This window comes from Pedobacter sp. UC225_61, from assembly GCF_044452285.1.
Classification (GTDB): domain Bacteria; phylum Bacteroidota; class Bacteroidia; order Sphingobacteriales; family Sphingobacteriaceae; genus Pedobacter.
In genome coordinates, this window is sequence record NZ_JBIOAL010000001.1 from 2,171,615 (window position 1) to 2,198,365 (window position 26,751).

At 33.4% G+C, this 26,751-nt stretch carries 31 protein-coding genes and 1 pseudogene; 23 read left to right on the forward strand and 9 right to left on the reverse strand.

Translation table 11 applies throughout. The annotated features are described in order from the left end of the window. Window positions 1–30 precede the first annotated feature (30 nt). The 8 genes from ACHMWN_RS10035 (at window position 31) to ACHMWN_RS10070 (ending at window position 7,288) form a co-directional block, all read left to right on the forward strand. Complete coding sequence (locus tag ACHMWN_RS10035; RefSeq protein ID WP_397300399.1) at window positions 31–558, forward strand: hypothetical protein; 528 nt, start codon at window positions 31–33, stop codon at window positions 556–558. Window positions 559–775: 217 nt separating this feature from the next. Further along, a complete protein-coding gene (locus ACHMWN_RS10040; RefSeq protein WP_397300402.1) occupies window positions 776–1,309 on the forward strand; it encodes a hypothetical protein in 534 nt (177 codons plus the stop codon). 99 nt (window positions 1,310–1,408) lie between these two features. Then, on the forward strand, window positions 1,409–2,053 hold the full coding sequence (locus ACHMWN_RS10045) for a porin family protein (RefSeq protein ID WP_397300405.1): 645 nt from the start codon (window positions 1,409–1,411) through the stop codon (window positions 2,051–2,053). Window positions 2,054–2,148: 95 nt separating this feature from the next. Next, window positions 2,149–2,877 carry a gliding motility-associated ABC transporter permease subunit GldF gene (gene gldF / locus ACHMWN_RS10050; protein ID WP_397300408.1) on the forward strand — a complete coding sequence of 243 codons (729 nt, stop codon included), beginning with the start codon at window positions 2,149–2,151 and terminating at the stop codon, window positions 2,875–2,877. After that, the gene (gene gldG / locus ACHMWN_RS10055; RefSeq protein WP_397300410.1) at window positions 2,871–4,559 is read left to right on the forward strand and encodes a gliding motility-associated ABC transporter substrate-binding protein GldG; all 1,689 of its coding nucleotides are present in this window, start codon (window positions 2,871–2,873) and stop codon (window positions 4,557–4,559) included. Before gldF ends, gldG begins: the two co-directional genes overlap by 7 nt. Window positions 4,560–4,592: 33 nt before the next feature. Continuing rightward, complete coding sequence (gene dnaN, locus ACHMWN_RS10060; RefSeq protein ID WP_397300413.1) at window positions 4,593–5,717, forward strand: DNA polymerase III subunit beta; 1,125 nt, start codon at window positions 4,593–4,595, stop codon at window positions 5,715–5,717. A 116-nt stretch (window positions 5,718–5,833) separates the two neighbouring features. Continuing rightward, window positions 5,834–6,526 carry a DUF4397 domain-containing protein gene (locus tag ACHMWN_RS10065; protein ID WP_397300414.1) on the forward strand — a complete coding sequence of 231 codons (693 nt, stop codon included), beginning with the start codon at window positions 5,834–5,836 and terminating at the stop codon, window positions 6,524–6,526. 48 nt (window positions 6,527–6,574) lie between these two features. Then, window positions 6,575–7,288 carry a VTT domain-containing protein gene (locus tag ACHMWN_RS10070; protein ID WP_397300416.1) on the forward strand — a complete coding sequence of 238 codons (714 nt, stop codon included), beginning with the start codon at window positions 6,575–6,577 and terminating at the stop codon, window positions 7,286–7,288. Here ACHMWN_RS10070 and ACHMWN_RS10075 read toward each other — a convergent pair. Both ACHMWN_RS10075 and ACHMWN_RS10080 read right to left on the reverse strand, forming a co-directional pair. Next, window positions 7,285–8,241, reverse strand: coding sequence for a zinc dependent phospholipase C family protein (locus ACHMWN_RS10075; protein ID WP_397300419.1), 957 nt, complete (start codon window positions 8,239–8,241; stop codon window positions 7,285–7,287). The two genes, ACHMWN_RS10070 and ACHMWN_RS10075, sit on opposite strands and share 4 nt — an antisense overlap. Window positions 8,242–8,267: 26 nt before the next feature. Then, complete coding sequence (locus ACHMWN_RS10080; protein WP_397300422.1) at window positions 8,268–8,720, reverse strand: GNAT family N-acetyltransferase; 453 nt, start codon at window positions 8,718–8,720, stop codon at window positions 8,268–8,270. A gap of 91 nt (window positions 8,721–8,811) precedes the next feature. Between ACHMWN_RS10080 and ACHMWN_RS10085 the strand changes: the two genes are divergently transcribed. Further along, window positions 8,812–9,249 (forward strand): DUF4395 domain-containing protein, encoded by a 438-nt coding sequence (locus ACHMWN_RS10085; RefSeq protein ID WP_397300423.1) that lies wholly within the window; start codon window positions 8,812–8,814, stop codon window positions 9,247–9,249. 19 nt (window positions 9,250–9,268) lie between these two features. Here ACHMWN_RS10085 and hscA read toward each other — a convergent pair whose 3' ends face one another. Then, the gene (gene hscA / locus ACHMWN_RS10090) at window positions 9,269–11,131 is read right to left on the reverse strand and encodes a Fe-S protein assembly chaperone HscA (protein WP_397300426.1); all 1,863 of its coding nucleotides are present in this window, start codon (window positions 11,129–11,131) and stop codon (window positions 9,269–9,271) included. Window positions 11,132–11,236: 105 nt separating this feature from the next. Here hscA and ACHMWN_RS10095 point away from each other — a divergent pair, with 105 nt between their 5' ends. Next, entirely contained in the window at window positions 11,237–11,818 is a 582-nt protein-coding gene (locus ACHMWN_RS10095) for a tRNA-(ms[2]io[6]A)-hydroxylase (RefSeq protein ID WP_397300428.1), read from the forward strand. An 82-nt stretch (window positions 11,819–11,900) separates the two neighbouring features. On the opposite strand, the gene ACHMWN_RS10100 is transcribed toward ACHMWN_RS10095, so the two are convergent. After that, window positions 11,901–13,013: a DUF3810 domain-containing protein gene (locus tag ACHMWN_RS10100; RefSeq protein WP_397300431.1), complete on the reverse strand. Its 1,113-nt coding sequence runs from the start codon at window positions 13,011–13,013 to the stop codon at window positions 11,901–11,903. Between the two features lie 3 nt (window positions 13,014–13,016). After that, a complete protein-coding gene (locus tag ACHMWN_RS10105) occupies window positions 13,017–14,351 on the reverse strand; it encodes a dihydroorotase (RefSeq protein ID WP_397300434.1) in 1,335 nt (444 codons plus the stop codon). A gap of 170 nt (window positions 14,352–14,521) precedes the next feature. Between ACHMWN_RS10105 and ACHMWN_RS10110 the strand changes: the two are divergent. The 4 genes and pseudogenes from ACHMWN_RS10110 to ACHMWN_RS10125 all read left to right on the forward strand — a co-directional run bounded on the left by ACHMWN_RS10110 (window position 14,522) and on the right by ACHMWN_RS10125 (window position 16,954). Then, a pseudogene (locus tag ACHMWN_RS10110) lies at window positions 14,522–15,869 on the forward strand (DEAD/DEAH box helicase). Beyond that, on the forward strand, window positions 15,869–16,132 hold the full coding sequence (locus ACHMWN_RS10115; RefSeq protein WP_397300436.1) for a hypothetical protein: 264 nt from the start codon (window positions 15,869–15,871) through the stop codon (window positions 16,130–16,132). Before ACHMWN_RS10110 ends, ACHMWN_RS10115 begins: the two are co-directional and overlap by 1 nt. A 62-nt stretch (window positions 16,133–16,194) precedes the next feature. Next, the gene (gene gldC / locus ACHMWN_RS10120) at window positions 16,195–16,530 is read left to right on the forward strand and encodes a gliding motility protein GldC (RefSeq protein WP_397300438.1); all 336 of its coding nucleotides are present in this window, start codon (window positions 16,195–16,197) and stop codon (window positions 16,528–16,530) included. A 19-nt stretch (window positions 16,531–16,549) separates the two neighbouring features. After that, complete coding sequence (locus tag ACHMWN_RS10125) at window positions 16,550–16,954, forward strand: hypothetical protein (protein WP_397300440.1); 405 nt, start codon at window positions 16,550–16,552, stop codon at window positions 16,952–16,954. On the opposite strand, the gene ACHMWN_RS10130 is transcribed toward ACHMWN_RS10125, so the two are convergent. From ACHMWN_RS10130 to ACHMWN_RS10140, 3 genes are read right to left on the reverse strand one after another with little or no spacing between them, the layout of a single operon-like run. Continuing rightward, window positions 16,937–17,089: a YetF domain-containing protein gene (locus ACHMWN_RS10130; RefSeq protein WP_397300443.1), complete on the reverse strand. Its 153-nt coding sequence runs from the start codon at window positions 17,087–17,089 to the stop codon at window positions 16,937–16,939. The genes ACHMWN_RS10125 and ACHMWN_RS10130 overlap by 18 nt on opposite strands. Then, a complete protein-coding gene (locus tag ACHMWN_RS10135; RefSeq protein WP_397300446.1) occupies window positions 17,070–17,453 on the reverse strand; it encodes a DUF421 domain-containing protein in 384 nt (127 codons plus the stop codon). Before ACHMWN_RS10135 ends, ACHMWN_RS10130 begins: the two co-directional genes overlap by 20 nt. Before the next feature lies 1 nt (window position 17,454). Further along, complete coding sequence (locus ACHMWN_RS10140; RefSeq protein WP_397300448.1) at window positions 17,455–17,940, reverse strand: methylated-DNA--[protein]-cysteine S-methyltransferase; 486 nt, start codon at window positions 17,938–17,940, stop codon at window positions 17,455–17,457. Window positions 17,941–18,009: 69 nt separating this feature from the next. On the opposite strand from ACHMWN_RS10140, the gene ACHMWN_RS10145 reads away from it, so the two are divergent. From ACHMWN_RS10145 to ACHMWN_RS10160, 4 genes are all read left to right on the forward strand, one after another. Next, window positions 18,010–18,675 (forward strand): heme exporter protein CcmB, encoded by a 666-nt coding sequence (locus tag ACHMWN_RS10145; protein ID WP_397300451.1) that lies wholly within the window; start codon window positions 18,010–18,012, stop codon window positions 18,673–18,675. 20 nt (window positions 18,676–18,695) lie between these two features. Beyond that, the gene (ccsA, locus tag ACHMWN_RS10150) at window positions 18,696–19,352 is read left to right on the forward strand and encodes a cytochrome c biogenesis protein CcsA (protein WP_397300454.1); all 657 of its coding nucleotides are present in this window, start codon (window positions 18,696–18,698) and stop codon (window positions 19,350–19,352) included. Window positions 19,353–19,356: 4 nt separating this feature from the next. Further along, complete coding sequence (locus ACHMWN_RS10155) at window positions 19,357–19,575, forward strand: CcmD family protein (protein WP_397300457.1); 219 nt, start codon at window positions 19,357–19,359, stop codon at window positions 19,573–19,575. A gap of 145 nt (window positions 19,576–19,720) precedes the next feature. Beyond that, on the forward strand, window positions 19,721–21,142 hold the full coding sequence (locus tag ACHMWN_RS10160) for a Glu/Leu/Phe/Val dehydrogenase (RefSeq protein WP_397300460.1): 1,422 nt from the start codon (window positions 19,721–19,723) through the stop codon (window positions 21,140–21,142). 67 nt (window positions 21,143–21,209) lie between these two features. Here the strand turns inward: ACHMWN_RS10160 and ACHMWN_RS10165 are convergent, their stop codons facing one another. After that, a complete protein-coding gene (locus tag ACHMWN_RS10165; protein WP_397300462.1) occupies window positions 21,210–21,668 on the reverse strand; it encodes a hypothetical protein in 459 nt (152 codons plus the stop codon). Between the two features lie 150 nt (window positions 21,669–21,818). Here ACHMWN_RS10165 and msrA point away from each other — a divergent pair, with 150 nt between their 5' ends. From msrA to ACHMWN_RS10190, 5 genes are all read left to right on the forward strand, one after another. Continuing rightward, a complete protein-coding gene (gene msrA, locus ACHMWN_RS10170) occupies window positions 21,819–22,457 on the forward strand; it encodes a peptide-methionine (S)-S-oxide reductase MsrA (RefSeq protein WP_397300465.1) in 639 nt (212 codons plus the stop codon). 170 nt (window positions 22,458–22,627) lie between these two features. Further along, the gene (locus tag ACHMWN_RS10175; RefSeq protein WP_173268499.1) at window positions 22,628–23,044 is read left to right on the forward strand and encodes a cytochrome c maturation protein CcmE; all 417 of its coding nucleotides are present in this window, start codon (window positions 22,628–22,630) and stop codon (window positions 23,042–23,044) included. Next, a complete protein-coding gene (locus ACHMWN_RS10180) occupies window positions 23,044–25,515 on the forward strand; it encodes a heme lyase CcmF/NrfE family subunit (RefSeq protein WP_397300468.1) in 2,472 nt (823 codons plus the stop codon). The genes ACHMWN_RS10175 and ACHMWN_RS10180 overlap by 1 nt, the downstream gene beginning before the upstream one ends. A gap of 1 nt (window position 25,516) precedes the next feature. Next, complete coding sequence (locus tag ACHMWN_RS10185) at window positions 25,517–26,275, forward strand: Rossmann-like and DUF2520 domain-containing protein (RefSeq protein WP_397300470.1); 759 nt, start codon at window positions 25,517–25,519, stop codon at window positions 26,273–26,275. Between the two features lie 42 nt (window positions 26,276–26,317). Continuing rightward, complete coding sequence (locus ACHMWN_RS10190; protein ID WP_182920938.1) at window positions 26,318–26,650, forward strand: 2Fe-2S iron-sulfur cluster-binding protein; 333 nt, start codon at window positions 26,318–26,320, stop codon at window positions 26,648–26,650. Window positions 26,651–26,751: the final 101 nt, after the last annotated feature.

Genomic DNA, 26,751 nt, shown 5'->3' on the forward strand with positions numbered 1-26,751 from the left:
ATTGTGTTTTAAATTATAAATACATAAACTATGAAAAAATTAGTATTATCAATTGCACTTGTTGCAGGTTTAAACTTTGTAGCATCAGCACAAACAGAAGGCGCTGTTAAAAAATTAAGTATTGGTGCCGAATTCGGTATTTCAACTAATAGGGGAATTAAAGACATTGTAATTGCAGGTGGATCCATACAATTTGAACAACCAGTGGCAAAGTCTTTGAACTTAATTTTTTCTACAGGTTATCTTTCACAAATGATTACTGGTGACTTGAGAGATGCTTTTAAAGCATTTGGTCTCCCTACAAGTTTGGGTATGATTCCAATAAAAGCAGGAGCAAAATATTATTTCAATAATAATTTTTATGGTGCAGGTGATGCAGGTGTTGCAATTAGCGTTGATGGTGGAGGTACAGCTTTTATTTTCGGTCCAAGCTTAGGTGCTTCTTTTTCTATTGCTGATAAATCAAGCTTAGATTTTGGTTTACGCTATGGAACTTGGACTACAAGTAGATCTTTATCATTTTTAGGCATACGTGCAGCATATGCATTTGGCTTGTAAGAAAAATTGTCACATAATACTGCCATAGAAGACCTGAAAGAACAAAATAAGACTGATTCTTTAGAGGAAGTGTTCAGAAAATTAACCAATTGAAATTCATCTCATTAGCTAATTATTCGTATAAGTTGTCAAAAATCTGACAATTCTTTGTAACTACTGGCTTAGTTATTGTATCTAATTGAGAAATTAATACAAACATAAATTACAAAAAAACACAATGAAAAAATTAGTATTATCATTAGCCCTTGTTGCAGGTTTAGGCTTTGCAGCATCAGCACAAACAGAAGGTGCTGTAAGAAAATTAAGTATTGGTGCAGAAGCTGGCTTGCCTGTTGGAGACAATTCAAAAGACAATATGCTTGCAGGTGGATCATTACAATTTGAGCAGCCAGTAGCTAAGTCTTTAAACCTAACCGTATCTGGTGGTTACTTATCACATTTTTTAACAGGAGATACTAAAGATATAGCTAAAGCTGCAGGTTTTCCAACTAGCGAAGGAATTGTTCCTCTAAAAGCAGGTGTTAAATATTATTTTGGTGGTAACTTTTATGCTGCTGGTGAAGTAGGCGCTGCAATTAGTACAGAAAATGGTGGAGGTACTGCTTTAGCTTTAGCCCCAACTTTAGGAGCTTCTTTCTCAGTATCAGATAAATCTAGCTTAGACTTCGGTTTACGTTACGAAAACTGGTCAAAAGATGGCAATTCATTTGGTTTTATGGGCTTACGTGCAGCATTTGCATTCGGTTTGTAAGTATCAATCTAATAAAAAAAGCCCCAGTAATTTTTTGCTGGGGCTTTTTTATTGGTACTAATTTTATAGTTTTACAATCAGATAAACAAACAAGAAAACATGAAAAAACTAGTATTATCCTTAACCTTAATTGCTGGCTTAAGCACGGCAGTTTTGGCTCAAACTCCAGTTAAATTCGGTGTGAAAGCTGGTGTAACTTTCTCAAACATGACTTTGTCTACAATGGGAGTATCGGCAAGCTTCGATTCGAAAACATCATTTTATGTAGGTGGAACGGCAGATATTCCTGTTTCAACTATATTCTCGGTTCAACCCGGCTTAACTTTAATTAACAAAGGAACAAAAGTAAATGGAGGAGATTTTGATTTTGATGGGGGTTCGGTAACTGCAAACGAAAGTGGTACGATAAACTCTATGTACATCGAAGTTCCAGTAAATTTATTAGCAAATTTTACAGCAGGTAGTGGTAAAGTTTTTTTTGGCGCAGGTCCATATTATGCATTTGCAGTTGATGCGTATGCTAAATCTGGTGGCGTAAAACAAGATATTGAAATTGGCTCTGGAGAAGATAACTTTAAACGTAGTGATTTCGGAATAAACTTTTTAGGCGGTTACCAACTTAATCGTGTAAATATCCATGCTGGTTATGGTTTAGGTTTAAGCAGTGTAATTCCTGATCAACAGGATCTTGATGTGAAGTTTAAAAACAAAGTCTTTTCTGTTGGCCTAGGCTTTACTTTCTAAACGATATTTTTAATGCGAAAGGCTTCCCAATAGTTAGGGAAGCCTTTTTTGTTTTAGCAGATATTGCATAACTTCGACCTCATTAATTTCTTTGGATGTACGCAGTTTTTAAACGAGAATTATTCAGCTTTTTAAATTCACTAATGGCCTATATCACCATTGGTATTTTTTTGTTGGCATGTGCCTTACTTTTATGGTATTTTCCAGATACATCTATATTAGATTATGGTTATGCCGAATTAAATGGCTTTTTTAGTTTAGTTCCGTTTTTATTTATGTTTTTAATTCCTGCTATTACCATGCGGTCTTTTGCAGAAGAACGTAAAGAAGGAACGTATGTACTTTTAGCCACTAGACCATTAAGTGATTTACAAATTATCTTGGCGAAATATTTAGCTTGTATTGTTTTATTGCTTTTCGCTCTACTACCAACATTGGTTTATTATTATAGCATTTATCAATTAGGTTTCCCTAAAGGTAATGTAGATTCTGGAGCCGTAATAGGTTCTTATTTAGGGCTGTTTTTACTTGGAAATGCTTTTACAGCAATTGGTATTTTCACTTCATCTATTACAAAAAATCAAGTAATTGCATTTGCTATTGCTGTTTTCTTATGTTTCTTTGCTTTCAGCGGATTTGATTCGCTGAGTAAATTGTTCGAATTAAATTATTTGGAAACCGTACTCGTCAATTTAGGAATTAACGAACATTACCAATCGATTAGTAGAGGAGTTTTGGATACACGAGATTTAATCTATTTCATCAGTTTTGTATTGATATTTTTGGGGTTAACCAAGATGGTTGTAGGAGGTAGGAAATGGTAAAGCATCAAAACAAATCTATCAAGGTTATACTTTTTGTGATGCTATTGGTACTTCTAAATGTACTAGCGCAATACTTTTATACACGTTTTGATTTCACAAAAGAGAAACGCTATACCCTAACACAAAAGACGAAAGAGAATTTACAAAAAACCACTAGAGATATTATCATTACGGTTTTTTTAGATGGGGAAATACCTGCTGCATTTAAGAGATTACGCAATGCAACAAAAGATGTATTAAACGATTATAAAGCGTATTCGAAAGCTAACGTGAAAATTGTTTTTGAAGATCCTTTAGCAAATATTCCTGCTAATGAACAAGATACCATCATTAATAAGTATTTGCAAATTGGTATAAAACCTTTAGCGGTTAACATTAAAAGTGATGCAGGAATTACGCAGAAAATAATCTTCCCAATGGCACTTATAGAAAGCGATGGAGTCCAAATGCCAGTTAATTTATTGCAAAAAACGGGTGGGGCAGCAACAGATTACGAGGAAAATATTACCAGTTCTATTCAAAATCTAGAATACACATTTACATCAGCCATTAAAAGATTAATCACCAAAAGTAATCCACGTATTGGTTTCACAGAAGGACATGGCGAACCATCAAACTTGTATTTGTACGATGCCATTACCTCTTTATCTCAACAATATTATGTAGGTAGAGTAGATTTAAAACTCATTACCAAAGAAGGTTTAGATAATTTGAAGGTGTTAATTGTTGCTAAACCACAACAAGCATTAACAGAAGTAGAGAAGTATAAAATTAACTATTTTGTAATGCAGGGCGGAAGAGTAGTTTGGGCAATTGATCAAGTGGGTGCGGAATTAGATAGTTTGCAAAAACGACCGCAAATTATGGCGGTGAATAAGCAATTGAATTTAGATGACATGCTTTTTGAATATGGCGCTAGAATTAATTATAATTTAATTACAGATATTAATTGTGCCTTAATTCCTTATGCAACTGGTGCTGCAGGGCAACAGGCTCAAATAGATACAGCACCTTGGTTATATTTTCCAATTTTAATGCCTGATACAACCAGTAATGTGGTAAAAAATATAGATGGTATTCGAACTGAATTTGCAAGTACAGTAGATACCATTGGTGTTCAAAATGTGAACAAGAAAATTATTCTTCAAACCTCGCCTAATAATAAAATTTACGATGCACCTAAACTACTTTCGTTACAATTATTAGCACAACAACCAACACCAGAAGAATATACCAGTACATCAAAAAGTGCTGGAGTATTATTAGAAGGTAGTTTTAAATCTGTGTTTTTAAATCGACCAGTGCCAGAAGGAATTACAGAGAAATACGATGTGCCTGCAACAAGTAAGCCTACCAAAATGATTGTAATAGGTGATGGAGATATTTTTAATAATCAGGTAAGTAAATCAGAAAATACGCCTTTCCCTTTAGGTTTTGATCGATATTCGCAACAGAATTATGGAAATAAGGCGTTGTTGTTAAATATTGCCGATTATTTTACAGATGATGATAATTTGATTGCCCTTCGCAATAAAGAAATTAAGGTGAGATTGTTGGATAAAGCTCGTTTACGTGCAGAAAAAACAAAATGGCAATTAATTAATGCAGTTGCTCCGTTACTATTGTTAATATGTTTCGCAATTTTTCAACATTATTACCGTAAACATAAGTATGCAAAGTAATTTTTATATTTTTGAGAACAGATAAAATCAACTATGAGATTTATAGTATCAACTTCAACATTATTAAAACATTTACAAACAGTTAATGGCGCATCTAGCAGCAGTACTGTTTTGCCAATATTAGAAAATTTCTTATTCGAAATTAAAGATGGAAATCTAACTATTTCTGCTACAGATTTACAAACGAGCATGACCACATCGTTAACTGTAGAATCGAAAGAAGAAGGTAAAGTTGCCGTTCCATCTAGAATATTATTAGACACCTTAAAAACATTACCTGATCAGCCAATTTCTTTCAATATTGATGATACTACATTCTCTATTGAGATTAGTGCAGGCGATGGAAAATATAAACTAAGTGGCGAAAACGGAGATGATTTTCCAAAAATTCCAGTAGTAGAAAACGCTTCATCGGTAAATTTACCTGCATCAGTTTTAATTGAAGCAATTACTAAAACCATATTTGCAGTAAGTAACGATGAGTTGCGCCCAGCAATGACAGGTGTATATTGTCAACTTTCTCCTCAGCACATTACATTTGTAGCAACAGATGCACATAAATTAGTGCGTTACCGCAGAACTGATAGCAAAGCTGATAAAGCATCATCGTTTATTTTGCCTAAAAAAGCATTAACTTTATTAAAAGCTGCTTTACCAAGTACAGATGTTAATGTTTCTGTAGATTATAATGCGACAAGTGCTTTCTTTAAATTTGAAAATATCAATCTAGTTTGTCGTTTAATTGATGAACGTTATCCAGATTACGAAGCGGTAATTCCTGCTAATAATCCGAATAAATTAGTAATTGATAGAGCGTTATTCCTAAACACATTACGTAGAGTTGTGATTTTTGCGAATAAAACTACACATCAGGTGAGATTAAAAATTAATGGAAGTGAATTAAATATCTCTTCAGAAGATTTAGATTTTGCAAATGAAGCTCACGAACGTTTAAGCTGTCAATACGAAGGCGAAGATTTAGAAATTGGTTTTAATGCCCGTTTTTTAATCGAAATGCTAAGTAATTTAAGTGGTGAAGAAGTTACTTTAGAATTATCTACACCAAATAGAGCAGGTTTATTAATTCCACAAACTAACGACGAAAACGAAGACGTTTTAATGTTAGTGATGCCGGTAATGCTAAATAATAGTTACTAATCAGTATATAGTTTTTGTTTTTAGTGATTAATTAAACTTTAAACTTATAATTTCATAACAATGGCTTGGTTTTTGACCGAGCCATTGTTGTTTAATACCAGAGTTAGACTAAATTTATGAAAATACCGCTACTCGCTGTTAATAGACTTCATTTCTATTTAAGTTTAATGTGTTTTACTACATTATGTTGTCTTTTTTCTTGTAAAAAGGACATGGTAATTTCTAATGAAGTTGTTGAAGGAGAAGCGAAAATTAAATTAGTTAATGCATCTCACACTGCATCTGCAATAGATTTTTATTTAGACAATGTTAAGGTTAATCCTCAAGCTATAGGATTTGGAGAGGGTAGTGATTATTTAAAAATTCCTTCAGGTACTAAAAACGCGTCTTTTTCAAATACAAGCGAAAATGCGTCTGCAGAAGTCATCTTTGTCCCAACGTTATCGTATACGTCATTCTATGTAGAAGACAAATCCAATAAAGGAGAAGTTTTAACTTTTGAAGATAATTTAGGAACTACACCTTCTGGAAAAGCGAATGTGCGCTTTATAAATTTAAGTCCTTATTTTACGAATGCAGTAAATGTAAACTTAACAGGAAATGTTTTATTAATTAATTCATTGCCATTTAAAGAAGCTTCAAGTTACTTTTCTATAGACCCAACTATTGATTTAAGAGTTTCTATTTTAGGTGCTGGCGGATTTAAAGTGATCTCAGGAACAGAATTTGAAGCTGGAAAAATATATACCATTTGGTTCAGTGGAACCTCAAATGCTAATCTAACCATAAATAAAATTACCTATAATTAACATCTTAATTTGAAATTAAGCATGGTTATCAAAACCATATGCTTATTTTTGAAAAAAACAGAAAAATTGGAATTCTTAGACTTACTTATACAATTACTTACTAATACAAAAGAAACTTTAGAAGTAATTATGCAGGAATATAAAACCTGGACTTACCTTATCTTATTCATTATTATTTTTGCAGAAACTGGATTTGTGGTTACACCATTTTTACCTGGAGATTCCATGTTGTTTGCAGTTGGCGCTTTAGTTGCCGGTAATGGAACAGGTTTAAATATTTGGTTCATGTTAGTTATTTTAATCATTGCCGCTGTTTTAGGGAATTCTTTAAATTATCAATTAGGTAAATATTTTGGGATTAAAGTGTTTAAAGAAAACAATAAAATTCTTAAACTGAAATACTATCATCAGTCTCACGAATACTTTGAAAAACATGGCGCAAGAGCTATTGTTTTTAGTAGGTTTTTGCCTATTGTAAGAACAATTGCACCTTTTGTGGCAGGAGCTGCTAGAATGTCTTTTAGTAAGTTTACCTATTATAATATTGTAGGTGGTATAGCTTGGATAACTAGTTTGCTATTTGCAGGCTATTTATTGGGGAAAATCCCTTTCGTAGAGAAAAATTTTGAAATTTTAGTATTAGTTATTGCAATTGGCACTTTTGTTCCAGTTGTTTATGGTGCTTTAAAATCTTTGTTCAGCAAGAAAGAAGTTAAAGAATTGGTGGATGAAGTTGATGTAACTGCATCAAAAGAGGATTAATTTTCTCTTCCAATAATTTTGCCTTCTTTATATTTCTTTTCTTCTAGCTCGGTAGCTTTTCTTTCTTCTGGACTTATTTCTATTTTAATTAGATTTTTAAGTTCGGGTTGACCTGCATCTACCCATGCAGAGAACCAAAAAGAGCCAATCATTAAAATGGCAGAACGCATTTGTTTTTCTACCATACCATTCATTTTATTTTGATAAGCTTTTGAATAGGCAGGCGAATATTGTTTTATAACTACATTACTCCGCTCTGAGAAACTATATTTCTGATCGGATGGGAATGTTTTATTCAGCTCTGCTTCAAAAAGTAAAACGCTATCTAATAAACTATGCGAATGCTTCACAATTCCCCAAGCAGTTTTTAAAGGATCTTCAATGTAATAAGCTTTGCCAACAACAAAATTATATCCACCAGCAAATAATTCTGGAAGTCTGCTTTCCCAAAAAGCATGAATTCCAACTTGGTTGGTTAATTGGCCGTTGTGATTATTACTGGTGTGTAAAGGAACATGAGCATCCCCAATATAATGACCTAATTCAGCAGAATATTTTAAAATCTTTAGCGAATCATGAGTTTTAAAAGCTTTAATTAAACTGTAATAGGTTCGTTGAATTTGCCAAGGAACCATTCCATTTTCATTCAGTTTCTTTTGCCCATATTTGGCTAAGGCATCGTTAAACTTCTCAGGAATACTATCTATATTTTGCTCGTAGTTTTCTACATCTAAATAATGTCTAGGAGCTTCCAGTGTATCAATATATCTACGCTTATCTGGATCTACAGCATGCTCGGTAATATATTTATAACCAGTTTTGTAAAAACTAATCATTTCAGCTGGTAATGTAAATACCGCCAGTTGATTAATTCTTCGGTGGGCAAAGAAGCCCCAAGAAGTGCAAAATAGAAATGGGATGATTAACAATAGCAAAATCGTTAATCTTTTCATAAAATGAAGATAAGGAAATCTTTTAATTAAGCTAGTACTTTTTCAAAACATACACTATTCTCTACACCTTCATATTGGCCATAGTTTGGTATAATTTGATAACCACTTTTTAGATAAAGTGCAATGGCTTCGGGTTGTTTATTACCTGTTTCGAGCACACATTTTTTATGATGAAGTTCTTTCGCCCAAATCTCTAATTGATTTAAAATTGTTGAAGCTATTCCTAGTCCACGTTTAGTAGGAGATACAAACATTCTCTTCACTTCCATTGTATCTGTTGCATATGCTTTAATTGCTCCGCAACCTATAGCAATTCCATTTTCATATGCCACAATTGCATATTTAATAGCGTCTATTTTATTAAACTGAGCATAAAATGAATGATCTTCTCCATCTCTAACTTTTAAATCAGCATCAAGTTCAGCTACCAATTTCTGGAAGTCTTTATTTTCAGAGTTTGTTCTTGTGCAATTAATCATCTGTACTTAATTTCTCAACTTTTAAGGTTATTGTGACTCTTTAGTTAAATAAATATAAGTCGATTTGAATTATCTTTGTAGAAAAAAATAAATGGAAGTTTCTTGTCCTATTTCTGCAGAAAGAGTTAATGAAAGTGTAATTAGAATAGTCGCGTTATTAGTGGCGATCATTGCAATTGTATGTATTGCTTTTGATAATTACTATGCAATGATTTTTTTAATGGTAGATTTTGCAATTAGAGCTTTTACCAGTGGAAAATGGAGCATGTTAAAAGCTGTTGCGTTACAAGTTTTTAAAGTATTCTCCTTCCCTACGAAAATGACTGATTTGTCCCCAAAGAAATTTGCTGCAACATTGGGGTTTGTGTTTTGCATACTTATTAGTGCAGTTTATGTATTACAATTTAATCTTGCTGCTCTAGTTTTAACAAGTATTTTATTGGTTTTTGCGCTGCTAGAAAGTGTGTTTGCAATTTGTGTAGGTTGTTATGTATACACTTTTTGGCAAATGATGTTTGGTGCTAAATAGAATTTAGCTACAGGTTTAATTATTGCTCATCTATGCTTTTACCTTTCATCGCTTGACCAACTGCCATATCCATTAATCGCTCTGCAAAAGGACGAGTAAACTCATTCAATTCGTCGGCTTTCTTTAAAATACGATCTTTTTCGCCGCTATCCAGCGCATCTTTAAGTTCGGCAATAAGTACAATAGTTAAGGTTAATTCTTGCTCGTTTAAGATATTGCCATTCTTTTTAATAAATCGCTCTGCAGTATACACTAATTGTTCACCTTCACTTTTAGCTTCAATAAGCATACGTTGTTCTACATCGCTTTTGGCATTTTCAATGCTATCAATTAACATCTTTTCTACCGTATCATCGCTTAAACCATAACTAGGAATAATATCTATTTCTTGCTTCACGCCTGAGCGTAACTCTATTGCCTGAACAGTTAAAATTCCATCTGCATTTAATAAAAAGTTAATGTCAACTTTTGGTAAACCAGCTGGCATAGCTGGAATTCCTTTTAAATCGAACTCGGCTAGTTTGCGATTTTCTTTTACTAAATCTCGCTCACCTTGATAAACAGAAATTTTCATATTTACTTGTCCATCAATTGATGTAGTGTATTGGCGACCAGCTTTTGTCGGCACTTTGCTGTTGCGAGCAATGATTACATCCATCAATCCACCCATGGTTTCGATACCTAATGAAAGCGGAGTTACATCTAATAATAAAATATCTGAACGATTACCAGCTAAAATATCTGCTTGAATGGCAGCACCTAAAGCAACTACTTCATCAGGGTTAATTTGATCGTGTGGCTGACGATTAAAGAAATCACTTACCGCTTGTTTTACATACGGCGTACGCGTTGAACCACCTACTAAAACAACTTCATCAATTTCTGCGATAGTTAAATTTGCGTCAGTTAATGCTTGTTTACAGCAGGTTAACGTTTCAGCAACTTTATCTGCAATCAATTTTTCGAATGTTTGTTTATCCAACGTGCACCAAATTTCGCCTAATTGTTCGTTGTATAAATTTTGCGTAGATAATGCTTTTTTAGCAGCTTCGGCTTGTAAACGTAAGGTTTGCATTAGGATATTATCTTGAGCAACGGTTGCAAAATCTAAGTTGTTTTTCTCAATCCAATAGTTTAAAATGGCTCTGTCAAAATCATCTCCCCCTAAGAAGGTATTGCCATTGGTTGCTAAAACCTCAAATATTCCGTTCTGTATTTGAAGGATAGAAACATCGAAAGTCCCGCCGCCTAAATCGTATACTGCAATTGTTTTTTGTTGTGTAGGATCAAGACCTAAACCATAGGCTAAACTTGCAGCAGTAGGTTCATTCACAATACGTAACACATCTAATCCAGCTAGTTTACCAGCATCGCGAGTGGCTTGACGTTGACTATCGTTAAAATATGCTGGTACAGTAATTACAGCTCTGTTAACTGGTGTTTTTAAAGCGTGTTCTGCTCTTGCTTTTAATTCTTTTAATATCTCTGCTGAAAGTTCAATCGGCGTGTAAAATTTATTTCCAGCTTTAATTTTCACTAAAGCATCTGTATCATCATCAATGATTTTATAGCTAAAAATGTCTTTGTGATTGGCTACATCTTTGTAAGAACGACCTAATAATCGTTTTACAGAAAAGATAGTGTTAGCAGGATCTGAAGTTAAAAAAGCTTTGGCTTCATTACCAACTTCGGCATCACCATGTTCATTAAAATGTACAATAGAAGGTACTAAGAGCCCTTTTCCAGTATCATTAATTACCTGTGGGTTTTTCTCTGGATTGATAAAAGCAACCAAACTATTTGTAGTGCCTAAATCTATACCGACTATAATTTCTTCTTGTTGTAATGAACCTGTCGCCAGATTGATGGATATTTTTGCCATAACGTCGCAAATTTACAATAATGTTGTAAGGTTAAAGTCCAAAAGATGTAAAAAGTAGGAACTTTCGAATATCCTAGCTTCGGAGTATTTTATTAATTTTGAAACATGCTAGGACTTAAATTATTGACTGACCCGCGTTGGGCGAATATTGCAGAATCTAATTTGGAAGAAATTTTAACCGACCATGCGTGGTGCGAACAAAAAGCAGCTACTAATGCCATAAATTTAATTGCAGATAATTGCGAACACATTGATTTAGTATCAGAATTAACAGTTATTGCTTTAGAAGAAATGCAACATTTTCAGCAAGTGGTGGACATCATTAAAAAAAGAGGATATACACTAGGTCGTGGTAGAAAAGACGATTATGTTGGACAGTTGATGAAGTTTTGTAAAAAAGATGGTTCCAGAAACAATAGTTTTATAGAAAGATTATTGTTTGCTGCAATGATAGAAGCAAGAAGTTGTGAACGTTTCCGAGTATTATCTCAAAATATTCAGGATAAAGAATTAGCTCAGTTTTACCATGATTTAATGGTTTCGGAAGCTGGACATTATACCACTTTTTTAAACTTTGCTCGTAAGTACAGTATAGATGTTGATGTAGATAAACGATGGAAAGAATGGTTGGCTTTCGAAGGAGAATTAATTATGAGTTTTGGTACTAAAGAAGCGATACATGGGTAGGGTAGGTCGGGAAGTTATTAGTCCGAAAGTCAATAAATAGAAAGACTGGATGCTATTTTAAATCCGTTAGTTCTTTAAATGCTCAGCTATTAAACAACTTAATCTTTCCGACCTCGGACTTTCTGACTAGCTCAGACTTATGTATATTCCATAACCAAATTACAATATTTTGGTAGCTTTTAATCCCTCTTTTTTGATTGTTAAGCTTTAAAAATTTATCAAAAGCAACACCCATATAATTCGACATTTGTCCATTGTATTTTGCCCAGAATTCATTTTCTGCTTTAAAGTTTGCTAAAACTTCTGGAGCTATTTTATCACGCATTTTAAGATAATCTTCAGGTGACTTTATCCTAATTTCGAATAAAATATAACGCAACATATTATAATTTACAGAATATTTAAAGTTAATATCGCTGCTATTTGTACCCACCAAATATGCTACTAAATTGGCTTCATCTTCTCGGGCAACACCCATTTGGTGCGAAATTTCATGACAAGCCACAAAAGGCAATACCCAAGCTGGTAGTTTCATATTTACATTAGCCTCGCCACTTAATGGGTTGTAATAACCTTCAATTCCTATTTTACTAACCATCCAATTGTTTAATACTGGTTTTACAGACGGCGCATTATAGGTGAAAAATGGATTTTTCTTTTCCATATTATGATACTCTACTACTGCTTTTTCACGAAGCTGGTTAATATCATAACTGAGTTTAGGAGATAATTGAGATTGAAGTGTATTTAATTTATCAATAAAGTAATCACCTAAAAGCACTAATTCTTTTACTGTATATTTTTGATCACTAATAGCCAATTGCTGGGTAATACTTGGTCGCGAATAATTTAAACCCCAAAGTAGTTTAAAAGCGATGTATAAAATCAAGATTAGATTAAACAGTTTTAAGGGAATGATTAATCGATGGGCTTTAGTTAGTGATTTTCTTCTTTTAACGAATAGAAAGAGTTGTATCAGAGCTATAATAATCAATATTCCGTATAGAATATCACCTAAAGCAAAAGGAAAAATAGAAGAAATCCATCTTAAAGTAGAGGAAATAATAGGATATAAACCTTTTGAATAAACTGTAAGGACTACTTGAGGGAATAATCCAAAAAGAAATATGAATAAGGCGATACCGAAGATTAAGGCAGATTTTAGTAGAAGTTTACGAGGAATGACAGCTTGCATAAACTAGCGAGTAAAACTCAATCTCTTACCAATTTCACTAGTTACAAATTTACCATTTTGATATGCCAAATTGCCCGATACAAAAGTGTGTGTAATACTCGCTTGAAAAGTTTCACCATCAAATGGTGACCAACCACATTTATAAAAAATGTTTAATGGAGTTACTTTAAATGGATCGTTTAAGTTTACCAATACTAAATCTGCCCAATACCCTTCACGAATGAAACCACGTTTTTCAATGTCAAAGCAAATAGCCAAGTTATGAGCAGTTTTTTCAGCGATTTTTTCTAGAGAGATTTTACCTTGCAAATGCATTTCTAACAAAGCAGGTAAAGCATGTTGCACTAAAGGTCCACCAGAAGGTGCTTGTGAATAAGGCTGTTGTTTTTCTGCTAATGTATGTGGTGCGTGATCAGTTGCAATGACATCAATGTTGTCATTTAAAACACCTTGCAAAATTCCAGCTTGATCTGCTGCGGTTTTTACAGCAGGATTCCATTTAATAAAATTTCCTTTTGTTGCATAATCTTGGTCATTAAACCAAAGGTGATGCACACAAGCTTCGGCAGTTATTTTTTTATCTTTTAAAGGAATTGAATTATCAAATAAAGCAATTTCTTTTGCCGTAGAAATATGTAAAATGTGTAATCGCGTTTGATAACGTTTGGCCAATTCTACTGCTAATGACGAAGATTTATAACAAGCTTCTGCACTACGAATTAAAGGATGCATTTCTATTGTTAAATCTTCACCATATTTCGCTTTAAAAATGGCTAAATTTTCACGAATAGTGGCTTCATCTTCACAATGTGTGGCGACTAATATGGGAGCTTTACTGAAAATGTTTTCTAATGTTTGTTCATTGTCTACCAACATATTTCCAGTTGAAGAACCCATGAAAACCTTAATCCCGCACACATTTTTAGCATCTGTTTTTAAAACCTCTTCAATATTATCATTGCTGGCACCCATGTAAAATGAATAGTTAGCTAATGATGTTTGTGCAGCGATAGCATATTTATTAGCTAATAATTCTTGTGTTAACGTGTTTGGAACAGTGTTCGGCATTTCCATAAAAGAAGTAATACCACCTGCAACAGCTGCCATACTTTCTGTAAAAATATCCGCTTTGTGTGTTAATCCAGGTTCGCGAAAATGAACTTGGTCGTCAATCATTCCCGGTAAAAGGTGAAGTCCATCAGCGTTAATTTCTTGTGCTTCTGGAGCTGATAACGATTGACCAATTTTCTCGATTAATCCATTTTTTATTAAAACATCAGCTATAAATTGCTGTCCTTCGTTAACTAAAGTTGCGCCTTTTATCAGATATGTACTCATGCTGGTAAAGTTAGGAATTATGAAGTTTATGTACTAGTTTTTGTGGAATAAACCTGATAGTAGCGAGCACGAAGTGAAACGAGTAAAGCGAATAGCAGGACTTTCGTAAACGATTAGTACTAAAATTGCTTTTCTTAAGCTTTCATCTTAAAAACCTATCTTTGTACGCTATGGCAAAATCGTTTGAAGAATTTAATTTAAATAGGCAAATATTAAACGCAGTTGCCGATGCGGGGTACACTGTTGCCACTCCAATACAGGAAAAAGCAATTGCACCAGTTTTATCTGGTCAAGATATTTGCGGCATAGCCGAAACTGGAACTGGTAAAACTGCAGCCTACGTTTTGCCAATGCTAATGAAATTAAAGTATGCACAAGGCGATGCAGCAAGGGCATTAATTTTAGCGCCAACTCGGGAATTAGCTATGCAAATTGCAGAGGAAGTGAAGCGATTTAGCACCTATACCGATTTAAGATCGGTGGTGATTTTTGGCGGAATTGGTCCTAAAGCACAAAAAGAGCAGTTAAAAGCAGGAGTTGATATTATTATCGCAACGCCTGGCAGGTTTTTAGATATTTACCTTTCGGGAGATATTAACACCAAATATTTACAGTTTTTAGTATTAGACGAAGCTGATAAAATGATGGATATGGGATTTATTGGTTCCATTCACAGAATTTTAGAAGTAGTGCCCCGTAAGCGTCAAAACTTGCTTTTTTCGGCTACAATGAGCGATTTAGTACAGAAAATTGCAGGGGATTTCTTGAAACATCCAACCATAATTGAAGCATCTGAACAAGCAACACCAGCAAGTACGGTTACACAGGTTTTGTATGAAGTGCCGAACTTTAAAACGAAAATCAACTTATTACAGCATTTGCTGAAAGATGTTGAAGTTTTTAACAGACTAATTATTTTTTGCAAAACCAAAGCGGTAGCTGATAACATTTTCAGTTTTGTGGTGCGTCGTTTTGGAGAAGAATCAGTTAGAGTTATTCACGCAAATAAAGGACAAAATACACGTATCAATTCTATAAATAGTTTTAAAGAAGGAAATATTAGGGTTTTAGTAGCAACAGATGTGGCATCAAGAGGAATTGATGTAACGGATGTAAGTCATGTGATAAACTTTGATGTACCCATTATTATTGAAGATTATGTACACAGAATTGGTCGTACTGGTAGGGCTTTTGCCACAGGAGATGCAATTACTTTTTGTACAGAAGCAGAGAAATATTACATCCGTAAAATTGAAAAATTAACACGTCAGTTTATTCCAGTTGAACCAATTCCTGAAGGAGTTTTTGTGGAAGAAAACGCCTTACGATGAAAAACAACAAATTGCAAAAGAAATAGATTTGCAAAAACGTAAAGAAGATCCAGATTTTAAAGGTGCTTTCCACGAAAAGAAAAACGCTAAACAAATCGAAGATCGAGAAAGAGAAAAAGCCAGAAATAAAGCACACAAAACAAAAGTGTTTAAGAATAAAAAACGTTTTGATAAGAAGAAATCATAATGAAACTACGATTAACGCCATTAAATATTGTAACTGCATTAAGTTTCGCACTATTAGTTATTAGTTTTTTTCAAACGAAAACTACTGGACAACATTTTGATATGACGGCTTTTTACAAATTTCTTTTAGGTTGTTTAGTCGTAGTAAGTTTTGTGAGTGATTTGATTTTTAGATTTACATTTAAGGATTTGAAACGAATTTGGATTGTAGAATTAGTGTTCATTGTACTAACTGCTGTCCTTATTTTAATATTACAAAAGTAAAACGATATGCGTTTAAATATGCTTTGTAAAATCAGCATATTTGCAACCGTAAAAAATTTAACATGAAGAAAGCAGAGATAAAAATAACAGTAGAATTAGACGATAATAATTTGCCAGATCAAATTTTATATCAAAGTACAGATGGAGCGAATAAAGATCAAGTACCTGTAAAATCTATGATGTTATCTTTTTGGGATCATAATTATAAAAACTCAATGCGCATTGATTTATGGACAAAAGATATGCCTGTAGATGAAATGAAGCGTTTTTTCTACGAGACTTTGCAAACCATGGGTGATAGCTTTTTAAAAGCAACTGGTGAAGAAAATATCATAGAAGATTTACGTGATTATTGTGCGCATTTTGCGGAGAAAATGGGTATTGATACTAGGAAATAATTTTTAATAGACTCAAGAGATGTTAATTGTAAAAAAATTCAATGCTTATTTAGGCTTACTTTTAGCAGCATTAGCTGCAGGGGTTTCTCCAATAATTAAAGTGCCATTAAAAGGAAACTGGAATCTATATCAAACAGATCAACGTTTGTTTCTAATTACTTTTGCCATTCTTGCATTAACCTCATTGTGTTTGTTTGTAAGACAATTAAAAGCATTTAGATTACTAACAATTGTGCTATTTATTTGGAGTTTATTAATGGCAGCTGCGGTTTATTTTAAATCAAACAATTATTTTGGTTCTAAGTTTTTTGATAAAGTTTTAGCAAAAACTATTCACTATCAATGGGGGTGGATTGTTTTATTAGTTGCTGTTTTATTATTGCTAACTAGTGTAAAAAGAGAAAGGTTAACCACCAACAGTTAACGTTTTGTGTGATTTTTTGCGTTTGTAGTGTGTTTGCTTTAATGTTTTATCGCCTGTAATGATGCTGATATTACCATCTACTTCAAAAATGGCAAGTTTAACATCTTTGTAATGCTCAACTCCATGTTCTCGCATGGCTTCTTTTTAATTCGTCATCGCTAATTCCTAAATGACTTAACTTATTAAATTCAAGTTTACCATCATGAATTAATATCTCAGGATGTTGAGAAATGAATTCTCTTACACTTTTATTGTTAAACATCAATTTCTTTAGTCCATAATTTAAAATAAAAAGCACAGCAGCTGCAGCTAATCCACCAAGCAAACTTGTATTACTTCCCACCATTGCATTTTGCACCGCATTGCTGATTAATAAAATAAGTACCACATCAATGGTATTTAATTGCGAAAACTCTTTTTTACCAGTTAATCGGATAGCTATTAACATAAAAGTATAGACAGCTAAACTTCGCAATGCGATATCTAAATAAGGATTCATATTAAAATTTTAACTCTGTTTGACCTTTTTGTGCAACTTCTCGTTCATGTTGTAAGAGCCATTTTTTTCGCCACAAACCACCAGCATAACCAACTAATTTGCCATCACTTCCAATCACTCTGTGGCAAGGAACAACAATTGCGATATTGTTTTTCCCATTTGCTGCTGCTATTGCTCGAATAGCTAAAGGCTGTTGCGCAGAAAATTTAGCATAAGAAATAGTTTCTGCATAAGGTATTTTAGATAAATTATGCCAAACCTCTTGCTGAAAATCAGTTCCTGTTTGATTTATGGGAAATGTGAATTCTTGTAATTGGCCATCAAAATAAGCTCGTAATTGTTTTGCTGCAGTTTTACTGATTTCGTTTTCTTCCAATCCATCGATTTCTCTTTCGCTAAACGTAATTACATTTACAGCAACATCATCCGCTAGGATAGTTATATCTCCAATCGGACTTTTTACAACACTACAATATTTTTGATCCACAACACAATATTACAACAATACAACAATTTAACACTGCAACAATTTAGCAATAAAACTATCTTTGTCGCTATGCAAATCGCAAATCAAGTTAAACAACTCATCCGCAAGGAAATGTTATTGGAATGGCGTTCTAAATATGCGCTCAATGGCATTTTGTTGTATGTAGTTTCAACTGTATTTGTTTGTTTTCTATCCTTTGTAAGTGTTCCAGAAAAATTAACGTGGAATGCGCTATTTTGGATTATTATGCTTTTTGCTTCTATAAATGCTGTAGCTAAAAGTTTTTTGCAAGAAAGTAAAGGCAGACATTTATACATTTATACATTGGTTAGCCCTGTAGCATTAATTATAGCTAAAACAGTGTACAATAGTTTATTAATGATTGGATTAACGCTAATCGCTTTGCTGTTTTATACTTTAGTTTTTTCTTTTCCAGCAGGTGCTGACATGGGAATGTACTTGGTAGCAACAGTTTTAGGAAGCTTAAGTTTTGCAACCATATTTACCATGGTTTCGGCAATTGCTTCTAAAGCAGGTAACGGCGGGATGTTGATGGCAATTTTAAGTTTCCCGATTATTATTCCGGTGTTAATTGTGTTAATCAAATTAGCGAAAAATGCTATTGATGGCTTAGATAGAAGTGTAAGTTTAGATGATATAGGCTTATTAGCCGTGATAAATGTATTGGTAATGGCTGTGTCTTTATTGTTATTTCCTTACCTTTGGCGGGATTAAAAACCAAATCAAAATAAAAAATGCAAAAATCTTGGTGGAAAATTTTAGGTGCTGTTTTAGTGATTTATTCAACAATCGCTGGGTTATTATTAGGCGTTCCGCATTTAGATATTTTAAATGAAACCATCAGAAATTTGTATTTCCACGTGCCTATGTGGTTAGCAATGATTGTATTATTTTCTATTTCAGTTTTTTATAGCATTAAATTTTTATGGAAAGGAAATGAATTAGATGATTTAAAAGCTGTGGAAAGCGTTAATGTTGGTATAATATTTAGTGTTTTAGGGTTAGTTACAGGAGCAATTTGGGCAAAATATACTTGGGGTCAATTTTGGAGTTTTGATGTAAAGCAAAATTTTACTGCAATTGCCATTTTACTCTATTTTGCTTATTTGGTATTAAGAAATTCAATTGATGAGGAGCAGAAAAGAGCTAAAATATCGGCCATATATAATATTTTTGCTTTTCCAATGATGGTTGTATTAATTATGGTTTTACCTCGATTACAATCCTCACTACATCCCGGAAATGGCGGTAATCCTGGGTTTAATAGTTATGATTTAGATAGCAGGATGAGGGCAGTTCTTTATCCAGCATTTATCGGTTGGTCGATTATTGGCTACTGGATTTATACCATTCGTTTTAGAATTCGTTCTATAGAACATCAAACAAATTAATGCCATGAAGAAAATTATTTTCACTTTATTAATGTTAGTAAGTACCCTTAATTTGTTCGCTCAGAACAATACAGTAGAAATGGCTGATGCCTTACGTAGCAATGGAAAAATATACGTTGTTGTTGCTGTAATCGTAATAATTTTGCTTGGTTTATTGATCTATCTCTTCTCTTTAGACAAAAGATTAAAAATGTTAGAAAAAAAATCTTCTAGCAAAAACTAATTTTAAACGTCCTATTCCTAACCTTTTACCTTTTTTGCAATGGTGTTTATGATACACTAAGCAAATTTACACTTGCATTAGTGGTTTATTTTAATGCAATTTTGCACCGTACAAGAAGAAAATTCAAATTTATAAAACACAAAAAATGGCTAATACAGCAAACGAAACAAGTTTTTTTACAGATGTTTGTAAGAACTTTGATAGTGCCGCACAATTTACCTCACACCCAGAAGGTTTATTGGCTCAAATAAAAGCATGTAACAGTGTATATCGTTTTCAATTCCCAATTCGCAGAGGTAATGGCTTTGAAGTAATTGATGCTTGGCGTGTAGAACATTCTCATCACATGAGTCCAACTAAAGGCGGTATCCGTTATAGTGATATGGTTAATGAAGACGAAGTTATGGCACTTGCTGCTTTAATGACTTACAAATGTGCTATTGTTAATGTTCCTTTTGGTGGTGCCAAAGGCGGAATTTGTATCAATCCAAAAAATTATTCTGTTGCTGAGTTAGAAACAATTACGCGTCGTTATACAACAGAGTTGATTAAAAAGAATTTTATTGGTCCTGGCATTGATGTTCCCGCTCCTGATTATGGATCTGGTGAACGTGAAATGAGTTGGATTGCAGATACTTATATGACCATGAACCCAGGTTCTTTAGATGCTTTGGGTTGTGTAACTGGTAAACCAATTGCGTTACACGGGATTCGCGGTAGAAAAGAAGCAACCGGTCGTGGCGTAGCGTATGCAGTACGTGAGTGTGTAGCACATGCAGATGATATGGCTAAAATTGGCTTAAAAGCCGGTTTAGGTGATAAAAAAGTAATTGTACAAGGTTTAGGTAACGTGGGTTACCACTCTGCTAAATTTTTAGCAGAATTTGGCGCAACAATAGTTGGTGTTGCCGAATATGAAGGTGCAATTTACAATGCAAATGGTTTAAATATAGATGAGGTTTTTGCTCACCGTAAAAACACAGGTTCTATTTTAGGCTTCCCTGGAGCAACAGACTTTAAAAATTCTATGGAAGGTTTAGAGCAGCCATGTGATATTTTGGTTCCAGCAGCTTTAGAAAATCAAATTACAGCAACTAACGTTCGTAACATTAAAGCAAAAATTATTGCTGAAGGTGCAAACGGACCCTGCACTCCAGAAGCAGAAGAAATTTTTACTGAAATGGGCGGTATGATTATTCCAGATATGTATTGTAATGCAGGTGGTGTAACAGTTTCGTATTTCGAATGGTTAAAAAATCTTTCTCACGTTGCTTTTGGTCGTATGGAAAGTCGTTATGCGGAAAACTCTAATGCAAACTTGATTAATACATTAGAGAACTTAACAGGAAAGAAAATTCCGAATGAAAATCGTTTAATGATTGTTAAAGGTGCATCTGAAATGGAATTGGTAAACTCAGGATTAGAAGATACGATGATCCATTCTTACAGAGAAATTAGAGAAACTTTAATTAACAAACCAGAAGTTAAAACATTAAGAACAGCAGCTTTTGTAAATTCTATAGATAAAATTGCTATTTCTTACATGAACTTAGGTATTTGGCCATAGTTCAATATATTCTATATAAGAAAGCCCCGATTTATTGGGGCTTTTTTTATGTAGTTAGTTCATAGTTTTAAGTGATGATATGAAAAACACATGTTAATTGCAGGAGAATTGCGATGATAAGACAAATCATCCATCCGAAATACCATTGAAGCCCAACACGGCTTTTCTTAACTGCAATAAAATAAAAGATCAACATGGCAGCCACACAAATTATTAACGTTAATGCAAATTGTTGCCAATTAGAAAGCGGAAATAATGCAATAACATAATAGGAGAGTAGTGAAATAGAACCAATAAGACAAACCAAACTTATTCTTCTAATAAATTCGAATTTCTTTTTTCTTAAAAAAATTAAGGCAGCTACTATTTGAATGCCCCATTTTGCACCAGCAATACTTGTAGATAAGATCATTTGATTTGCATCAATATATAACAAATCGTTTTGACTAATAAATACAATACTGATGAACAGAGATATTAGAAAATAAAGAATCGCCAGACTAATATCTTTTTGAACGTTTTGCATTATTTATTAAAGTTACTTGATAAACAGGTCAATACATATACCTACTATTGGGTATTTATACTAAAAGAGCAATTCATTTATTATTTAATCATGACAATTAAGAAAAACTATTTTTAATTTCTAAGCGTATATTGTATAAAAATAATCAGCATGAAAAATCTAATCGCACTTTTATTTGTAACCGTATTTTTCTCTTGTACTAATGCAGATGAAAAAGTAAAAGCAGAAGTTCCAAAAATCTCAAAAACTCAACGAGTAGCAGTCTTTGCTGGCGGATGTTTTTGGGGGTTACAAGAAGGTTTTTCAGAATTAAAAGGGGTAATTAAAACAACAAGCGGTTACGCTGGCGGTACAACTAAAAATCCAACGTATGAAGATGTAAATACAGAAACAACAGGTCATGCAGAAGCTGTTCAAATTGTTTATGATCCTTCAGTAATCAGTTTTGCTCAATTATTAGATGTATTTTTTGTGGTGCATGATGGAACTCAATTAAACAGACAAGGTCCAGATATTGGTACAAGTTATCGTTCTATTGCTTTTTACAGCAATCCAGAAGAGAAAAAACAGATTGAAGCCGCTATCTTAAAAAGTAATCGTTCACAATTGCACCCAGGGCAAATTGTAACAGAAGTTAAGCCAATGGCAACTTTTTATCCGGCAGAAAAATACCATCAAAATTTTGTGAAACTTAATCCTAATCAAGGTTACGTAGTAAATGTCTGTGGACCCAAAATTCAAAAACTAAGAAAAGCCTTCCCTAATTTGTTAAAAGACGAGTTTAAATAGTTTTTTGGTTATTAGTTTTTTGGTTTTTTTGATAAGTTACCTAACAAATTAACCATCCGACCAACTAATTAACTAATAATATCAATTAATTGTCACGTTGTATATTACCAATAGCCTGCTACAGTAGTTTTTTTATCTTTGTGGTCTTGGATTTTTAATTTAAACCCCACATGAGAAAAAGTGCTATTATCGGTTTAATTACAATTGCCATTTGTATTGGCTTTCTAGTAAGTCTAAATGCAGATACTGATACCTATTCTAATTTTACAGAAGCTGCTTCTTCCAATAAAGAAGAACATGTAATGGGACATTGGGAAAAAAGCAAAGGCACACAATACGATGCACTTAAAGATCCAAACCATTTCGCTTTTTACATGAAAGATGAAAAAGGCAAAGTGAAAAAGGTGGTGCTAAATGGCACTAAACCACAAGATTTTGAACGTTCTGAGAAATTGGTTCTAATTGGTAAAATGGAAAATGATACCTTTTATGCAACCAAAATATTAATGAAATGCCCTTCTAAATACAATGATAATTTGGTTGAAATAAATCAAGACGGTCAAGTAAAACAATACAAGAAACCTTAATGGATATACAATTTATAGGAGAAAACCTCCTTCCAGGTAAAATTGGACAGTTTTTTATTGTTCTAGCGTTTGCTGCATCGCTACTATCAACTATCGCTTATTTCTTCGCGGTAAAAAACAAAAATTTAGAAGATAAATCTTGGGTTAAACTGGGTCGAATTGGTTTCTTAATTAATTTTGCAAGTGTTATTGGTATTGGGGTAACCTTGTTTTTCCTTATTTTAAATCATTATTTCGAGTATTATTACGTTTATCACCACTCCTCAAAAACACTTCCCGTATATTATATTGTTTCTGCTTTTTGGGAAGGTCAGGAAGGAAGTTTTTGGCTTTGGGCATTTTGGCAATCTGTTTTAGGTACCATTTTAATTTGGAGAGCAAAAACCTGGGAAAACGGTGTAATGACTGTAGTCGCATTTTCTCAAGTATTCTTAACTTCTATGTTATTAGGGGTTGAGATTTTCGGGCAACGTATTGGTAGTTCTCCATTTATTCTGTTAAGAGAAGCGGATGACTTAAAATCATTTGCACCTGTGATTTTTGCAGATCCAGAAAATTTTAGAAATTATTTAAAGTTTATCACCGATGGTAAAGGTTTAAATCCATTATTACAAAACTATTGGATGGTGATACATCCACCAACATTGTTTTTAGGTTTTGCAAGTATGGTAGTTCCTTTTGCCTATGGCATAGCTGCTTTATGGACAAGACGTTACAAAGAATTCGTTAAACCTGTATTGCCTTGGGTTTTATTTGCAGTAATGATTTTAGGTACTGGTATTATTATGGGTTCATTCTGGGCATATGAAGCACTAAACTTTGGTGGTTTTTGGGCTTGGGATCCAGTAGAAAATGCTTCGATAATTCCTTGGTTAACCTTAATTGGCGGATTACACGTAATTATCGCATACAAAAATACTGGTCATGCTTACTTCACTGCTATGGCTTTGGTATTAATTAGTTTCCTTTTAGTACTATATGCATCTTTCCTGACCAGAAGCGGTATTTTGGGAGATACTTCAGTACATGCATTTACCGATTTAGGGATGTTCGGTCATTTGATTGCCTATAACGTAATCTTTTTAATCATTGCAATTTATTTTGTAGCCACAAGGTGGAGTGAATTACCAATCACCCATAAAGATGAAGAAACTTATTCTCGTGAGTTTTGGATGTTTATTGGCGCTTTAGTACTTACAGTATCTTGTATTCATATTATTTTCGCCACTTCGGTACCAGTATTTAACAAAGCATTTGGTACAAACTATGCACCAATTAAAGATGCAATTAGGTTTTACAATCAATGGCAAGCGCCATTTGCCATATTAATTACCTTGATTTCTGGCTTCTCTCAATTTTTGAAATACAAAAGAACAGATCCACGTAAGTTTTATAGCAGTTTAATCTCATCAATCGTTTTTGCACTGGTTTTAACTGGCGGTTTTGCATGGTTAACCGGTGTTTATACTAATTTGATGTATATCTTCCTAACGTTCAGTTGTATTTTTGCAGTGCTATCTAATGCCAGATTATTATCTACAGCATTTGCTGGAAAAGGAAGCAAATTAGTTGGTTCTGCAGTAGCACACATTGGTTTTGCTATCTTATTATTAGGGGCCCTAGTGGCAGCTGCAACGAGTAATCCAATTTCTATAAATGAAACTAACTTTATCCCTGTTAAGGATTTCGAAAAAGCCGCTAAACCTGGAGAAAATATTATGCTGTATAAAAATGAGCCTAAGAAAATGGGCAAATATACAGTTACCTATATCAGTGATACCACTATTGCACCAAATACATATTACAAACTTAATTTTAAAGTAATTGATGCACAAAGTGGAAAAGTTAAAGAAGATTTTGAAGTAAATCCTAGTATCCAAGAAAACGGAAAAATGGGTCTAATTGCCTCTCCAGATACTAAACATTATGTAACATCTGATATTTACACACACATTACTAGTGCTGCTGTAAAAGAGGAAGAACATAGTGATCACGAAGGTCATTCTGAAGAAGAAAATTATAAAGCACCTAGAATTGTAAACTTAAGCGTTGGCGATACCATTCATGTAAGCAGCGGTGTGTTAACGGTAAAACCAATCAACAATAAACCTGTAGTTAGAGATTTAAAAATTGATGCTGGTGATTTAGCTGTTGGCTTACCGTTAGAAATTAATGTGAGCGGTAAAATTTATAAAACCGAACCTTTATTTTTAGTAAAAGGAAATAACACATTCGATTTTGCTAGAAAAATTGAAGAATTAGGATTGAGAATTAGATTTACCAAAATAATACCGGAGCAAGGAAAGTTTGAAGTGCAGATTTACGAAAAGCCACAACAAGCAAAAGATTGGTTGGTGTTCAAATCTATCGAATTTCCATACATCAACTTATATTGGATAGGGACAATTGTAATGGTAATCGGTTTCTTAATCTCTATTTTTAGAAGAAAGAAAGAACTGAAAGCGAATTAAAATGAAAGTTGTAATTGTAGGAGCTGGAAATGTTGCTACACATTTGGCTAAAGCATTGCTTGCGGCAAATGTGCAAATAGCACAAGTCTGGTCTTATCATTATGCAAATGCAAAACTGTTAGCAGATCAAGTACATGCAACTGCGATTGAAAACTTAGCAGTGCTTGATAAAACTGCTGATATCTGTTTAATTTCAGTTAAAGATGATGCGATTGCAGAAATAGCTCAACAGTTAATTGATTTTAAAGGTGTAATTGCACATACATCTGGCAGTGTTAATATTGATGTTTTAAGTGGTAGCGCAAACTACGGCGTATTTTATCCACTACAAACTTTCTCAAAGGATAAGGAATTAAGCTTTTCAACTGTTCCACTTTGTATAGAAGCAAACAATGACATTACTTTACAGCTTTTAAAAAAGCTGGCAAACCAATTGAGTAACCGTGTGGTGGAAATTGATAGTGAAAAACGTAAAATTTTGCATTTAGCAGCAGTATTTGCATGTAATTTTACTAATCATTTTTATGCATTAGCAGAAGAAGTTTTAACAGCGCATCAATTGGAATTTGATATTTTAAGACCATTAATTACCGAAACTGCGGCAAAAGTTCAACAGTCTTTGCCATTAACTGTGCAAACCGGTCCGGCAATTAGAAATGATGAACAAACGTTAAAAAAGCACGAAGAATTGTTGTTACAACAACCACAATTATTAGAAATATATAAAATAGTAAGTGAGAGCATTAAAAAAACCAGATAATTGCACAATTGCGGTTTTAGCTCCTTACTTTTGCAACTAATTATGAGTATTTTTAAATTAAAGATAAATTTTGAAGAACAAGGCAAAACGCCAATAGAACTACCCATTGCAGCTGGCGAAGATGTTTTAGACATTTGCTTGGATAATGGGATAGAACTACAGCACAATTGTGGTGGCGTTTGTGGATGCAGTACATGTCATATTTATGTGAACAAGGGCATGGACAATATTCAGGAAATATCAGATAAAGAAGAAGATTTTATTGATAGAGCGGTAAGACCGAGAATTACTTCGCGTTTAGCTTGCCAATGTATAGTTTTAGATGGCGATATCGAAGTAACTATACCAGATCAATCAGAATTTTTAGGACATTAAGTTAAGTCTAAAGTCTTTAGTAACAGTCTAAAGGCTTTTAGTCGAAAATTTTATAACTCCCGATAGTTATCGGGATCAACTTTTAGAACTTTACAATAGTA

Excerpts from the sequence above, each read along its gene's own strand:
- ACHMWN_RS10035 (WP_397300399.1), top strand. The coding sequence starts at position 31 with ATGAAAAAATTAGTATTATCAATTGCACTTGTTGCAGGTTTAAACTTT.
- ACHMWN_RS10040 (WP_397300402.1), top strand. The coding sequence starts at position 776 with ATGAAAAAATTAGTATTATCATTAGCCCTTGTTGCAGGTTTAGGCTTT.
- ACHMWN_RS10045 (WP_397300405.1), top strand. The coding sequence starts at position 1,409 with ATGAAAAAACTAGTATTATCCTTAACCTTAATTGCTGGCTTAAGCACG.
- gldF (WP_397300408.1), top strand. The coding sequence starts at position 2,149 with ATGTACGCAGTTTTTAAACGAGAATTATTCAGCTTTTTAAATTCACTA.
- gldG (WP_397300410.1), top strand. The coding sequence starts at position 2,871 with ATGGTAAAGCATCAAAACAAATCTATCAAGGTTATACTTTTTGTGATG.
- dnaN (WP_397300413.1), top strand. The coding sequence starts at position 4,593 with ATGAGATTTATAGTATCAACTTCAACATTATTAAAACATTTACAAACA.
- ACHMWN_RS10065 (WP_397300414.1), top strand. The coding sequence starts at position 5,834 with ATGAAAATACCGCTACTCGCTGTTAATAGACTTCATTTCTATTTAAGT.
- ACHMWN_RS10075 (WP_397300419.1), bottom strand. The coding sequence starts at position 8,241 with ATGAAAAGATTAACGATTTTGCTATTGTTAATCATCCCATTTCTATTT.
- ACHMWN_RS10080 (WP_397300422.1), bottom strand. The coding sequence starts at position 8,720 with ATGATTAATTGCACAAGAACAAACTCTGAAAATAAAGACTTCCAGAAA.
- ACHMWN_RS10085 (WP_397300423.1), top strand. The coding sequence starts at position 8,812 with ATGGAAGTTTCTTGTCCTATTTCTGCAGAAAGAGTTAATGAAAGTGTA.
- hscA (WP_397300426.1), bottom strand. The coding sequence starts at position 11,131 with ATGGCAAAAATATCCATCAATCTGGCGACAGGTTCATTACAACAAGAA.
- ACHMWN_RS10095 (WP_397300428.1), top strand. The coding sequence starts at position 11,237 with ATGCTAGGACTTAAATTATTGACTGACCCGCGTTGGGCGAATATTGCA.
- ACHMWN_RS10100 (WP_397300431.1), bottom strand. The coding sequence starts at position 13,013 with ATGCAAGCTGTCATTCCTCGTAAACTTCTACTAAAATCTGCCTTAATC.
- ACHMWN_RS10105 (WP_397300434.1), bottom strand. The coding sequence starts at position 14,351 with ATGAGTACATATCTGATAAAAGGCGCAACTTTAGTTAACGAAGGACAG.
- ACHMWN_RS10115 (WP_397300436.1), top strand. The coding sequence starts at position 15,869 with ATGAAACTACGATTAACGCCATTAAATATTGTAACTGCATTAAGTTTC.
- gldC (WP_397300438.1), top strand. The coding sequence starts at position 16,195 with ATGAAGAAAGCAGAGATAAAAATAACAGTAGAATTAGACGATAATAAT.
- ACHMWN_RS10125 (WP_397300440.1), top strand. The coding sequence starts at position 16,550 with ATGTTAATTGTAAAAAAATTCAATGCTTATTTAGGCTTACTTTTAGCA.
- ACHMWN_RS10130 (WP_397300443.1), bottom strand. The coding sequence starts at position 17,089 with ATGCGAGAACATGGAGTTGAGCATTACAAAGATGTTAAACTTGCCATT.
- ACHMWN_RS10135 (WP_397300446.1), bottom strand. The coding sequence starts at position 17,453 with ATGAATCCTTATTTAGATATCGCATTGCGAAGTTTAGCTGTCTATACT.
- ACHMWN_RS10145 (WP_397300451.1), top strand. The coding sequence starts at position 18,010 with ATGCAAATCGCAAATCAAGTTAAACAACTCATCCGCAAGGAAATGTTA.
- ccsA (WP_397300454.1), top strand. The coding sequence starts at position 18,696 with ATGCAAAAATCTTGGTGGAAAATTTTAGGTGCTGTTTTAGTGATTTAT.
- ACHMWN_RS10155 (WP_397300457.1), top strand. The coding sequence starts at position 19,357 with ATGAAGAAAATTATTTTCACTTTATTAATGTTAGTAAGTACCCTTAAT.
- ACHMWN_RS10160 (WP_397300460.1), top strand. The coding sequence starts at position 19,721 with ATGGCTAATACAGCAAACGAAACAAGTTTTTTTACAGATGTTTGTAAG.
- ACHMWN_RS10165 (WP_397300462.1), bottom strand. The coding sequence starts at position 21,668 with ATGCAAAACGTTCAAAAAGATATTAGTCTGGCGATTCTTTATTTTCTA.
- msrA (WP_397300465.1), top strand. The coding sequence starts at position 21,819 with ATGAAAAATCTAATCGCACTTTTATTTGTAACCGTATTTTTCTCTTGT.
- ACHMWN_RS10175 (WP_173268499.1), top strand. The coding sequence starts at position 22,628 with ATGAGAAAAAGTGCTATTATCGGTTTAATTACAATTGCCATTTGTATT.
- ACHMWN_RS10180 (WP_397300468.1), top strand. The coding sequence starts at position 23,044 with ATGGATATACAATTTATAGGAGAAAACCTCCTTCCAGGTAAAATTGGA.
- ACHMWN_RS10185 (WP_397300470.1), top strand. The coding sequence starts at position 25,517 with ATGAAAGTTGTAATTGTAGGAGCTGGAAATGTTGCTACACATTTGGCT.
- ACHMWN_RS10190 (WP_182920938.1), top strand. The coding sequence starts at position 26,318 with ATGAGTATTTTTAAATTAAAGATAAATTTTGAAGAACAAGGCAAAACG.